The sequence below is a fragment of the Agromyces badenianii genome (genome assembly GCF_003070885.1).
GTDB classification, from domain to species: Bacteria; Actinomycetota; Actinomycetes; order Actinomycetales; family Microbacteriaceae; genus Agromyces; species Agromyces badenianii.
On sequence record NZ_CP028913.1, the window covers coordinates 181,594 to 193,637 of the forward strand.

Annotated in this window: 12 protein-coding genes; 6 read left to right on the forward strand and 6 right to left on the reverse strand. The window is 70.4% G+C overall.

Going from position 1 to position 12,044, the window contains the following annotated elements:
- Positions 1-7: 7 nt before the first annotated feature.
- A complete protein-coding gene (locus DCE93_RS00875; RefSeq protein WP_108594228.1) occupies positions 8-1,024 on the reverse strand; it encodes a LysR family transcriptional regulator in 1,017 nt (338 codons plus the stop codon).
- Positions 1,025-1,180: 156 nt separating this feature from the next.
- On the opposite strand from DCE93_RS00875, the gene DCE93_RS00880 reads away from it, so the two are divergent.
- A complete protein-coding gene (locus tag DCE93_RS00880) occupies positions 1,181-4,813 on the forward strand; it encodes a proline dehydrogenase family protein (RefSeq protein ID WP_108594229.1) in 3,633 nt (1,210 codons plus the stop codon).
- A gap of 13 nt (positions 4,814-4,826) precedes the next feature.
- Here DCE93_RS00880 and DCE93_RS00885 read toward each other — a convergent pair whose 3' ends face one another.
- A complete protein-coding gene (locus DCE93_RS00885; RefSeq protein ID WP_108594230.1) occupies positions 4,827-5,327 on the reverse strand; it encodes an ATP-dependent zinc protease family protein in 501 nt (166 codons plus the stop codon).
- 25 nt (positions 5,328-5,352) lie between these two features.
- On the opposite strand from DCE93_RS00885, the gene rimK reads away from it, so the two are divergent.
- Positions 5,353-6,543, forward strand: a complete 1,191-nt coding sequence (rimK, locus tag DCE93_RS00890; protein ID WP_108594231.1) for a 30S ribosomal protein S6--L-glutamate ligase — start codon at positions 5,353-5,355, stop codon at positions 6,541-6,543.
- Positions 6,544-6,659: 116 nt separating this feature from the next.
- Here the strand turns inward: rimK and DCE93_RS00895 are convergent, their stop codons facing one another.
- Together DCE93_RS00895 and DCE93_RS00900 are read right to left on the reverse strand one after the other, a co-directional pair.
- Positions 6,660-7,022, reverse strand: coding sequence for a GntR family transcriptional regulator (locus tag DCE93_RS00895; protein WP_108594232.1), 363 nt, complete (start codon positions 7,020-7,022; stop codon positions 6,660-6,662).
- A gap of 2 nt (positions 7,023-7,024) precedes the next feature.
- Entirely contained in the window at positions 7,025-7,462 is a 438-nt protein-coding gene (locus tag DCE93_RS00900; RefSeq protein ID WP_022890985.1) for an Lrp/AsnC family transcriptional regulator, read from the reverse strand.
- Between DCE93_RS00900 and DCE93_RS14370 the strand changes: the two genes are divergently transcribed.
- Genes DCE93_RS14370 through rocD form a run of 3 tightly spaced genes read left to right on the forward strand, consistent with a single transcriptional unit; the run spans position 7,461 to position 10,115 of the window.
- The gene (locus tag DCE93_RS14370; RefSeq protein WP_146184900.1) at positions 7,461-7,973 is read left to right on the forward strand and encodes a hypothetical protein; all 513 of its coding nucleotides are present in this window, start codon (positions 7,461-7,463) and stop codon (positions 7,971-7,973) included. The genes DCE93_RS00900 and DCE93_RS14370 overlap by 2 nt on opposite strands.
- Before the next feature lies 1 nt (position 7,974).
- A complete protein-coding gene (gene ddaH, locus DCE93_RS00905) occupies positions 7,975-8,871 on the forward strand; it encodes a dimethylargininase (protein WP_108594233.1) in 897 nt (298 codons plus the stop codon).
- Positions 8,868-10,115 (forward strand): ornithine--oxo-acid transaminase, encoded by a 1,248-nt coding sequence (rocD, locus tag DCE93_RS00910; RefSeq protein WP_108594234.1) that lies wholly within the window; start codon positions 8,868-8,870, stop codon positions 10,113-10,115. The genes ddaH and rocD overlap by 4 nt, the downstream gene beginning before the upstream one ends.
- On the opposite strand, the gene DCE93_RS00915 is transcribed toward rocD, so the two are convergent.
- Both DCE93_RS00915 and DCE93_RS14495 read right to left on the reverse strand, forming a co-directional pair.
- Complete coding sequence (locus tag DCE93_RS00915; protein ID WP_168186148.1) at positions 10,102-10,851, reverse strand: DUF4097 family beta strand repeat-containing protein; 750 nt, start codon at positions 10,849-10,851, stop codon at positions 10,102-10,104. The genes rocD and DCE93_RS00915 overlap by 14 nt on opposite strands.
- Positions 10,852-10,892: 41 nt before the next feature.
- Complete coding sequence (locus DCE93_RS14495) at positions 10,893-11,906, reverse strand: hypothetical protein (protein ID WP_168186137.1); 1,014 nt, start codon at positions 11,904-11,906, stop codon at positions 10,893-10,895.
- A 4-nt stretch (positions 11,907-11,910) separates the two neighbouring features.
- On the opposite strand from DCE93_RS14495, the gene DCE93_RS14970 reads away from it, so the two are divergent.
- Entirely contained in the window at positions 11,911-12,000 is a 90-nt protein-coding gene (locus DCE93_RS14970; RefSeq protein WP_165906065.1) for a Rho termination factor N-terminal domain-containing protein, read from the forward strand.
- The last annotated feature ends 44 nt before the right edge of the window (positions 12,001-12,044 follow it).

Here is a 12,044-nt window from a genome sequence, read left to right on the forward strand (position 1 = left end):
GGGTGGCTCAGCGCCCTGACGGGGTCGCCATCGCGCGTGCCGCGCGAGCGAGGGCGTCGCGGCACGCGACGACCGCCGGGCGGGCCGCGGCAGCCTGCCTCGTCGAGGTGAAGACCTCGCGTTCGGGATGCCCCGGAAGGTCGACCAGCGCGACGCTCGGCGCCTCGCCCGCCCACACGAGGTCGGGCAGCAGGCCGACCGCGTTGCCCGAGCGGATCAGCCGGATGTGCGCCATCAGGTCGGCCGTCTCGAAGCGCACGTCGGGCTCGAAGCCTGCCTCACGGCAGAGCTGCTCGGCCCAGTCGCGCGACGCCGTGCCCTCGGGCTCGAGCACCCACGGCATGGTCGCGGCGGCGGCGAGGGCGTGCTCGCGCGAGGCATCCCTGTCGCCCCGCCTGCCGTGCACATCTGCGGATATACGATCCGCCACCCCGGCCCATGCGCCCGATTCGTCGGCGCGCCGGATCGTATATCCGCTGGAATGAGCGGGATGCGGCGGCAGCGCGAGCCGGATCGAGTCGGCGACGAGGTGCACGCGGTCGAGCTCCTCACGGTGGGCGCGGGTGTGGCCCGGGTACTGCTCGGCGATCACGAGGTCGAAGTCGCGCGCCGATACCTCGAAGAGCCCGACGTCGGGTTCGCGTTCGGTGACCTCGACCCTCAGGGCGGGATGCTCGGCGCGCAGCAGCGTGAGCGCCTGCGGCACCACGGCGTGCGCCGCCGACTGGAACACCGCGATGCGCACCGTGCCGCCCACGGCGGTGAGTGAGCGGGCGACCTCCGACTCCGCCTCCTCGAGCCGGTCGAGCACCGCACGGGCATGCCCGACGAGCACCACGGCCTGCGGGGTCAGCTGCACGCGCCGCCCGACCTGCACGAGCAACGGCACCCCCGCCTCGCGTTCGAGCTGGCTGAGCTGCTGCGACACCGACGACGGGCTGTACGAGAGGGCTTCGGCGACCGCCGAGAGGGTGCCGCGGTCGCTGAGCTCGACGAGCAGTCGCAGGCGTCGCACGTCGAGCATGGCGCACCTCCGGGGCATCCACCTATCGTTCGGTTCTTCCGAACAGTATCGTTCAGATTCATTCGCTGTACCGAATGGATGCCGCGGGCGCACACTTAACCCGACAGGCGCGCGACCCCCGGCGCGCCCGAAGAAAAGGACACTACCCTCGTGACCATGTCGAACGCCGCCACGGACGCCCGGCCGAACACCGATCACGTCGTCGCCCTCGTGCGCCGCTGGCTCGCCGAGAGCGCGGAGCACCCCGCAGATCCCGCCGCCGAGCGCCTCGCGGGGGTGCTGAAGGACCCGCGCGGCCTCGACTTCACCGTCGGCTTCGTCGACGGGGTCATGCGCCCCGAAGACCTCGGCGTCGCCGGGCGCAATCTCGAGCAGGTCGCGAAGCTCACGCCGAAGTTCCTGCCGTGGTACCTGCGCGCCGCGATCAGGGTCGGGGGCGTCTTCGCCCCGGTGCTGCCGTGGGTCGTCATCCCGATCGCGCGCCGGGTGCTGCGCGCCATGGTCGGCCACCTCGTGCTCGACGCGACGCCCGACAAGCTCGGTCCGGCCATCGCGGCCCTGCGCGAGTCGGGCAACCGCCTGAACCTCAACCTGCTCGGCGAGGCCGTGCTCGGCGAGGAGGAGGCCGACCGCAGGCTCGCCGGCACCTTCGAGTTCCTCGCCCGCGACGACGTCGACTACGTGTCGATCAAGGTCTCGAGCGTCGTCAGCCAGCTCTCGATGTGGTCGTTCGACGAGGCCGTCGCCAAGGTCGTGGCGAAGCTCACCCCGCTCTACGAGCTCGCCGCCGCGGGCGCTGCGCGCGGCAAGGCCAAGTTCATCAACCTCGACATGGAGGAGTACCGCGACCTCGACCTCACGATCGCGGTGTTCACGACCCTGCTCGACCAGCCCCAGCTGCGGGGGCTCGAGGCGGGCATCGTGTTGCAGACCTACCTGCCCGACGCGCTCGGCGCGATGCAGGAGCTCACGGCGTGGGCGAAGAACCGCCGGGCCGCGGGCGGCGCCCCGGTCAAGGTGCGCGTCGTGAAGGGCGCGAACCTCGCGATGGAGCACGTCGACGCCGCCGTGCACGGCTGGCCCCTCGCGAGCTACGACACCAAGCAGGACTCCGACACCAACTACAAGCGCGTGCTCGACTGGTCGATGACGCCAGAGCGCGTCGATGCCGTGAAGCTCGGCGTCGCCGGCCACAATCTCTTCGACGTCGCCCACGCGTGGCTCACCGCTCGCGAGCGCGGCGTCGACTCGCGCGTCGACTTCGAGATGCTCCTCGGCATGGCGACCGGCCAGGCCGAGGCCGTGCGCCGTGACGTCGGCAACCTGCTGCTCTACACGCCCGTCGTGAACCCGAGCGAGTTCGACGTCGCGATCGCGTACCTGATCCGCCGGCTCGAAGAGAACGCTAGCCACGACAACTTCATGTCGGCCGTGTTCGAGCTGGCCACGAGCGAGCCGCTCTTCCAGCGCGAGCAGGCCCGCTACCTCGCCTCCCTCGCGGCGCTCGAGCCCGAGGTCGGCGTCGCGCCCGCGCCCAACCGCACCCAGAACCGCCACACCGAGTGGACCGACGAGACCCTCGCCGCCGCGATGACGGTGCCCGATGCCCCGGCGCCCGGCGCCGAGCACGAGCACGACCCCTCGCTCACGAGCGTCGTGCTCGGCATCACCCGCGGCTCCGAGGGCGACGGCGATTCCGAACTGGGGGATGCCGCGGCATCCGCCTCGCTCGTCGCAGGCGGCCCCTCGGCGACGCCCGGCTTCCGCAACGAGCCCGACACCGACCCGGCCCTCGCCCCGAACCGCGAGTGGGGCCGGCGCATCCTCGAGCGGGTGCCGGGCTCCCGCCTCGGCATCGACACGATCGCGGGGGCACGCATCGACGACGCCACCACGCTCGAGCGGATCATCCAGACCGTCGCCGCACGCGGCCGCGCCTGGGGTGAGCTGCCGGGTGCCGAGCGCGCCGCGGTGCTGCACCGCGCCGGCTACGCGCTCGCCGCCAACCGCGACCGCCTGATCGAGGTGATGGCCGCAGAGACCGGCAAGACCATCGCCGAGGCCGATCCCGAGATCAGCGAGGCGATCGACTTCGCGCACTACTACGCCGAGCGCGCACGCGAGCTCGACCACGTGCAGGGGGCGATCTTCGTGCCGTCGCGCCTGACCGTCGTCACGCCGCCGTGGAACTTCCCGGTCGCGATTCCCGCGGGCGGCGTGCTCTCCGCGCTCGCCGCTGGATCGGGCGTCATCATCAAGCCCGCGAAGCTCGCGCAGCGCTCGGGCGCGGTCATGGTCGAGGCGCTGTGGGAGGCCGGCATTCCGCGGGAGCTGCTCACCCTCGTCGACATCGGCGAACGCGAGCTCGGCAAGGAGCTCGTCTCGCACCCCGCGGTCGACCGGGTCATCCTCACGGGTGCCTACGAGACGGCGCAGCTGTTCCGCTCGTTCCGCAACGACCTGCCGCTGCTCGCCGAGACGAGCGGCAAGAACGCGATCATCGTCACGCCGTCGGCCGACCTCGACCTCGCGGCATCCGACGTCGTGAAGAGCGCCTTCGGCCACGCCGGCCAGAAGTGCTCGGCGGCCTCGCTCGTGATCCTCGTCGGATCCGTCGCGAAGTCCGAGCGATTCCGCCGCCAGCTCGTCGACGCCACGCGGTCGCTGCGCGTCGGCTGGCCCGAGCAGGCGACGAGCCAGATGGGCCCCATCGTCGAGCCCGCGAACGGCAAGCTGCTGCACGCGCTCACCCAGCTCGGCATCGGCGAGGAGTGGCTCGTCGAGCCGCAGCAGCTCGACGACACCGGGCGCCTCTGGTCGCCCGGCATCCGCACCGGCGTCGCCGGTGGCTCCTACTTCCACCTCACCGAGTTCTTCGGCCCCGTGCTCGGCATCATGCACGCGAAAGACCTCGACGAGGCGATCCGCCTGCAGAACGCCGTCGACTACGGGCTGACCGCGGGCCTGCACTCGCTCGACCCGCACGAGCTCGCGACGTGGTTCGACCGCGTCGAGGCCGGCAACCTCTACGTCAACCGCGGCATCACCGGCGCGATCGTCGAGCGCCAGCCGTTCGGCGGCTGGAAGCGATCGGCCGTGGGCGCGGGCGCCAAGGCGGGCGGACCGAACTACCTCTTCGGCCTCGGCGAGTGGCTGCCGCAGCACGGCACCTCCTCGACCACGCTGCACCTGCGCGGACTCGAGAAGCGCGTCGCCGAACTCATCGAGGCATCGCAGCCGGCCCTCGACTACGAGTCGTTCGACGTGCTGCGCCGCTCGGCGCTCTCCGACGAGCTCTCCTGGGCCGAGGAGTACGGCGTCGTGAAAGACGTCTCGGGCGTCGGCGTCGAGCGCAACCTCTTCCGCTACCGGCCGTTGCCGGTGACGGTGCGCATCGGCGAGCAGGCGACCCTCGCCGAAGGGCTCCGCGTCATCGCCGCGGGCCTGCTGGCGAAGTCGGCGCTGTCGGTCTCGACCGCCGTCGAGCTGCCGAAGGGCGTGCGCACGCTGCTCTCCGCGCGCGACGTGAAGGTCGTGCGCGAGGGCGACGCGGCCTGGCTCGGCCGGGCGGCCAAGCGCGGCATCACGACGCCGCGCGTGCGACTCGTCGGCGGCGGGGCATCCGCTCTCGCCGAAGCGCTCGGCGGCACGCCGGATGTCGCGGTGTGGTCGCACCCCGTGACGCCATCGGGCCGCGTCGAGATGCTGCCGTTCCTGCACGAGCAGGCGATCTCGATCACGAACCACCGCTTCGGCAACCCGACGACGCTCTCGCAGGGCGTGATCTGAGGGGAGCGGTCGATCAGGCGCGCGGCGCGGGCGCCGAGTCGCGACCCCGATTGCGGCGACGGATGCCCCGCGGCGCGCGCCCCCCGACGAAGGAGCGAGCCGAGTCGACGATGAAGCCCTGACGCAGCGCCTCGCGGCCGACGAGCATGCGGAAGCCCATCTCGTCGCGGTTCGTGAGGGTCACTTCGGCGGTCATGGTGCGGTCGAGCAGCACGATGTCCATGAGCACCACGATGCGCTCCTCGGTGTGGCCCGACGAGCTTCGCACCGAGCGGCGGTCGTGCACGGGGCTTTCGACGACGACGGCGTCTTCGTCGGAGTTCTGCCACGGGTGCACGCCGAACCGCACGACCGCGACGCCGTCGCGATCGTGCTCCTCGACGTCGAAGGCGTGCAGGGATGACGTGCGTGCACCGGTGTCGAGCTTCGCCTTGATCCAGGGCACACCGGCTCCGGACAGGCTCACCCATTCGCGCCACCCCGCGATGGTGTTTGAATAGACGGGCTCTCTCACTCCACCATCTTCGCAGGGGCACACGATGAAACTGGCGATCCTCTCGCGCGCCCCGCAGGCGTATTCCACACAACGGCTCCGTACGGCCGCCCAACAGCGTGGTCACGAGGTCAAGGTGCTCGACACCCTGCGCTTCGCGATCGACCTCTCGGGGCCCGAGCCCGACCTGCAATATCGCGGGCGACGGCTCTCCGACTACGACGCGGTGCTGCCGCGCATCGGCAACTCGGTCACGTACTTCGGCACCGCCGTGGTGCGGCAGTTCGAGCAGATGGACGTGTACACGCCGAACACCGCCAACGGCATCACGAACTCGCGCGACAAGCTGCGGGCCAACCAGATCCTCTCGCGCCACAACATCGGCATGCCCGCGACCGCGTTCGTGCGCAACCGCGCCGATGTGCGCCCGGCGATCGAGCGAGTCGGCGGCGCGCCCGTCGTCATCAAGCTCCTCGAGGGCACCCAGGGCATCGGCGTCATCCTCGCGCCCGAGGTCAAGGTGGCCGAGGCGATCATCGAGACGCTGCACTCGACGAAGCAGAACGTGCTCATCCAGCGCTTCATCAAAGAGAGCCGCGGCCGCGACATCCGTGCCCTCGTCGTGGGCGACCGCGTCGTGGCCGCGATGCGGCGAAGCGCGAGCGGCGACGAGTTCCGTTCGAACGTGCACCGCGGCGGCACGGTCGAAGCCGTCGAACTCTCGCCCGAATACGAGCAGGCCGCGGTGCGCTCGGCGCAGATCATGGGCCTGCGGGTCGCCGGCGTCGACATGCTCGAGGGCGACGACGGCCCGCTCGTGATGGAGGTCAACTCCTCGCCCGGCCTCGAGGGCATCGAGTCGGCCACGAAGCTCGACGTGGCCGGTGCCATCATCGACTTCATCGCGAACCAGGTCGGCTTTCCCGAGATCGACGTGCGGCAGCGTCTCACCGTCTCGACGGGCTACGGCGTGGCCGAGCTCATGGTGCACGGCGGCGCCGACCTCGTCGGCAAGACGCTCGGCGAATCGGGGCTCTGGGAGCGCGACATCACGGTGCTCACGCTGCACCGCGGCACGACCGTCATCCCGAATCCCCGCAAGGGCGTGGTGCTCGAGGGCGAAGACCGCCTGCTCTGCTTCGGCAAGCTCGAGGAGATGCGCTCGATGATCCCCGAGCGGCGGCGGCGCCGGTCGAAGGTGCGCAAGCTCCCGAAGCAGCCGATCCCCGAGGAGTGAGGGGCGCCGGGCGGCTCGGGCGCGAGGCATCCGCCGCACCCTGCAGGGGATTTCGGCTCATGCACGCCCCCAGCGGGGCGAAGGCCTGAATCCCCTGCAACGGGCCGCCGAAGCGGTCAGCTGCTGCCGCGAAGGGCGGCGCGCACGATCGCGAGGGCCTGCTCGGCATCGAGGCCGAGTTGCGCGATGCGATCGGCGTAGGCGGATGCCGCGAGCTGCGCCTGCTGCTCGGTCGGGTCCCCGGTCGCCGAGACGAACGATCCGTTGCGACCGCGGGTTTCGATCACGCCGTCGCGCTCGAGTTCGCGGTACGCGCGGGCCACGGTGTTGGCGGCGAGGCCCAGCTCTTCTGCGAACTTGCGCACGGTCGGCATGCGGGTGCCGGGTACGAGCTCGCCATTGCGAACCGCCGCGATCACCTGCGCGCGGATCTGCTCGTACGGGGGAGCGGCGTCGTGGGGGTCGACGGTGATCGGCATCGTCAGTCCCGGTTGCGGTTGACCAATCGCGACAGCACGATCGCGCTGCGGGTGTGGTCGACGTTGGGCGCGACGCGAACGCGTTCGAGCGCGTCTTCGAGTGAGGCGATGTCGCGGGCGCGCATGTGCACGATCGCGTCGGCGCTGCCCGTGACCGTGCCCGCGTAGACCACCTCGGGCACCCCCTGCAGGATGCGCTGCAGCTCGTCGGGGGCGACGGTGCCCCGGCAGAAGAGTTCGACGTACGCCTCCGTAGACATGCCGTCGACGGCGGGGTCGACCTGGATCGTGAACGAACGGATCACTCCGTCGGCGACGAGCCGGTCGACGCGCCGCTTCACTGCCGACGCCGACAGGCCCACCGACGACCCGATGTCGCCGTAGCCCGCCCGGGAGTTCTGCCGAAGCAGGTCGAGGATGGCGCGATCGAGGTTGTCCATGATCGGATTGTATGTCGATCCATTGCGTTCCCCCACGTCGTGCGCATTATTCATGCGCCTCGCGCAGGATCGCGCCTTGGCTGACGGAATTCCGCTCGACTCCGCTGTGCGCCTGGGCGTGCAGGGCACCAGCACGCCCGAGCGCTGCCGCGCATCGAGGCCCGCTGGGCGGAGCTCACCCCCGCCGCCGACCCACGACATCCCGATCATGATCGGCGGCAAGGGCGAACAGAAGAACGAGCTCGACCGTTGGTCGCATACGAGCCGGTGCATCCATCGGCCTGATCATGCAGAGAATCCGCACAGGGGGTGCCGAAAACGCGTGAATATTGCGCAGAACGCCGCCCACCGCGCGGTATTTCCGTCCACACTTGAACTGGCGTCTCGACGGCGGCGCAACCCGAACGTCGTCGTCGAGGCTCGTGAGAGCGACCCGGTCCGCCTGCCGTGCACCCCAGCGGATGCTGTGAGTTCACCGGCATCCGCAGCGCCGCAGCTTTCGAAGGAGTGAGATGTCGACCGTGATCGAAACGGATACGCAGCCCGGCGAGCAACCAGGCGAGCAACCAGGCGAGCAGCACGCAGCCCGGCCGGAGCGCCGCCCGACCGCCCGCACCGTGCTCATGTGCCGGCCCGAGCACTTCACCGTGGTCTATCGCATCAACCCGTGGATGAACCCGGCCGCGCCGACGGACACGGGCCTCGCGCTCGCGCAGTGGCAGGTGCTCCACGACACCTACGTCGCGCTCGGCTACGAGGTGCTGCTCATCGACCCGGTCGCCGGCCTGCCCGACATGGTCTACGCCGCCAACGGCGGATTCGTCGTCGACGGCATCGCCTACGGCGCGAAGTTCGCCCACGCCGAGCGCCAGCCCGAGGGGCCGGCCTACATGCAGTGGTTCCGCGAGGCCGGCTTCGACGTGCGGGTGCCCGACGAGATCAACGAGGGCGAGGGCGATTTCCTGCTCGTCGGCGACGTCATCCTCGCGGGCACGGGATTCCGCAGCGACTCGCGCTCGCACGACGAGCTCGCTCGCATCTTCGGCCGCGAGGTGGTGACCCTGCGGCTCGTCGACCCGAGCTTCTACCACCTCGACACGGCGGTCGCGGTGCTCGATGCCACCCCCGGCCGGGAACACATCGCCTACCTGCCGAGCGCGTTCGACGCGGCATCCGTCGCGGTGCTGCAGGAGCGCTTCCCCGACGCCGTCATCGTCACCGAGGCGGATGCCGCGGTGCTCGGCCTCAACTCCTTCAGCGACGGCTTCAACGTGGTGATCGCCTCGCGGGCGACCGACTTCGAGCGCCAGCTTCGCGAGCACGGATACCACCCGATCGGCGTCGACCTCTCCGAGCTGCTGCTCGGCGGTGGCGGCGTCAAATGCGCCACCCTGGAGCTGCGCCGATGACCCTGAATCGACACGACGTGGCGACCGATCTCACGAACGACGCGATCGCGCTCGAAGAGGAGCACGCCGCGCACACCTACCACCCGCTGCCCGTGGTCGTCGCCTCGGGAGACGGCGCGTGGGTGACGGATGTCGAGGGGCGTCGCTACCTCGACTGCCTCGCCGCGTACTCGGCGGTGAACTTCGGGCACGGCAACCCGCGACTCGTCGAGGCCGCGCGCGAGCAGCTCGGGCGCATCACCCTCACGAGCCGCGCGTTCCACAACGACCGGCTCGCCCCGTTCGTCACGGAGCTCGCAGCGCTCTGCGGCAAGCACATGGTGCTGCCGATGAACACCGGTGCCGAGGCGGTCGAGTCGGCCGTCAAGGTGGCGCGCGCCTGGGGCTACCGGGTGAAGGGCGTCGAAGCGGATGCCGCGAACATCGTCGTCATGGCCGGGAACTTCCACGGCCGCACGACGACGATCATCTCGTTCAGCGACGACCCCGATGCCCGCGACGACTTCGGGCCGTACACGCCGGGATTCCGCTCGGTGCCCTACGGCGACGCCGCCGCGCTCGAGGCCGCGATCGACGAGAACACCGTGGCGGTGCTCGTCGAGCCGATCCAGGGCGAGGCGGGCGTCCTCGTGCCGCCGGCCGACTACCTGCCGTCGGTGCGGGCGATCTGCACGGCGCGAAACGTGCTCATGATCGCCGACGAGATCCAGTCGGGGCTCGGCCGCGTCGGGGCGACGTTCGCGTGCGACCTCGTCGGCGTCGTGCCCGACCTGTACCTCCTCGGCAAGGCGCTCGGCGGCGGCATCGTGCCGGTCTCCGCGGTCGTCGGCGACCGCGAGGTGCTCGGTGTGCTGCGGCCGGGGGAGCACGGTTCGACGTTCGGCGGCAATCCGCTCGCGGCATCCGTGGGCCTCGAAGTGGTGCGCATGCTCGCGACCGGCGAACCGCAGGAACGCGCCCGAGTGCTCGGCGCCCACCTGCACGAGCGGCTGCGCGCGCTGCTCGGTCACGGGGTCGTGGCGGTGCGCGGTGCGGGCCTCTGGGCCGGCATCGACATCGACCCCGCGCTCGCGACCGGCCGGCAGGCGTGCGAGGCGCTCATGCGACGCGGCGTGCTCGCGAAGGACACGCACGGGTCGACGATCCGGCTGGCACCGCCGATCGTGATCGAGCAGGCGGATCTCGATTGGGCCGTCGACCAGCTCGCCGCCGTGCTCGCCGAGTTCTCGATCAGCGACCGGTGATCGTGATCGCCCCGTTCGAGGTGGCGAGGTCGAGCACGTACTCGCCGTCGGAGTCCTCGTCGATGCCGACATCGACCGGGCCGTTCGAGGTGTCGGTCTTCACCCGGTAGCCGGAGCCGTCGGTCGGCACCGTGAGCTCGATCGCGCCGTTCGACGTGCGAGCCTCGACGTCTTGGGCGGCCGCGAGCCGCAGGTCGATCCCCCCGTTGGAGGTGGAGACGCGCACGCCGGTGCCGGCGAGCCCGCGTCCTTCGATGCGTCCGTTGCTCGTCTCGACGTCGACTGCGCCCGAGACGTCGTCGAGTTCTATGCGGCCGTTGTTCGTCGAGATCTCGACGTCGCCGACGCCCGTGAGATCGATAGTCCCGTTCGAGGTGGCGCCGCGCACATCGACGCCCGCCGGCAGCTCGACCGTGTAGTCGACCGAGCAGCGCCGGCCGCACCCGCTGAGAACGAGCACGCCGTCGTCGACTTCGAACGTCGTGCCGATCTTTCGATCACCCCGGTACGAGACCGTGCGGGAGAGCTCGACCGAGGTGGCGTCCTCGTCGGTCTCGACCGTGATGCTGCCCTCGGGATGGTCGATCTCGATCGTGTGCACCTGCTCGTCGAGGGTGGCGTCGTCACTGAATCGCTGGGGCGGGGTGAGGAATGCGCAGCCGCCGAGCAACAGGGTCGCTGCAGCCGTGATCGCGCCGACCCCCAGCGCGCGTCTCGTGCGTGCTGTGCCAATCATCGTGTTCCCTCCGTGGCGCGGCCGTTCCGCACCTGCTTCCTTCAACCGACTGTAAAACGATGACGCGCATCCCGCACGGGGGAAGACCCCCGTCCGCGCCTCGTCGTCGCGCCTGCTCCCTGCACGACGCTTGGTCGAATGCTGCGGGTTTCCGGCGGCATCCGGGGCCGCGCGGTACCATGCTGGCATCGCACCGATTCGTCCGGCGGAGCCGGAGTCAGGGGTGGGGCCATGGCACGGAGGAAAGCCGAGAAGGCTGCGGCACGGGCACTCGACGACGCGAAGGATGCCGTCGCCGAGGCGAAACGTCTCGCGAAGAAGGTCGACAAGAAAGCCAAGCGACGAGCCGCGAAAGTCGAGGCGCGCCTCGAAGCCGTTGCGAAGCGCGTGCGCGAAGACACCGCGTCGAGGCGCGAGGCGACGAGTGATTCGGTGTCGGATGCGCGCGCGGGCAGGGATGCCGGGAAGCGGGCGACATCTGCGACGCCCTCGAAGTCTGCGAAACCCGCGAAGTCGGCGAAGGCTGCGAAGTCTGCGAAGGCTGCGAAGTCTGCGAAACCCGCGAAGTCTGCGAAGTCGGAGACATCTGCGAAGCCCGCGAAGTCGGAGAAACTCGCGAAGTCGGCGAAGTCGGCGAAGTCTGGGAAGCCGGCGAGGTCCGCTGCTGAACAGGCCAGGCCGGCGAGCGCCGCGAATCCGACGGTCGCCAAGGCCGCGCCGCCGAAGACCGCAGCGCAACCTGCGCAATCCGCGACTCCGGTGAAATCCGCGAGTCCGGTGAGGCCGGTGAGTCCGGTGAGATCGGCGAGTCCGGTGAGATCCGCGAGTCCGGTGAGATCCGCGAGTCCGGTGAAATCCGCGAGTCCGGTGAAATCCGCGAGTCGGGTGAAATCCGCGAGTCCGGTGAGTTCAGCGACTCCGGGGAGTTCGGCGAGTCGGGTGAAATCCGCGAGTCCGGTAAGATCGGGGAGTTCGGCAAGGTCGACGAAACCCGCGAGGACCACGAGTTCGGCGAGTTCAGCGAAGCCCGCGTCGACCGACCTCGACTCGCTCAAGGTCGTGCAACTCCGTGAGCTTGCCCGGGAACGAGGGGTCCCCGGTTACTCGCGGTTCACCAAGACGCAACTGCTGGTTTCCCTCCGCGGCTGAAGCTTGAGGCGTCGTGTCGACGGTCGCGCTCAGCGCGGTCGGCA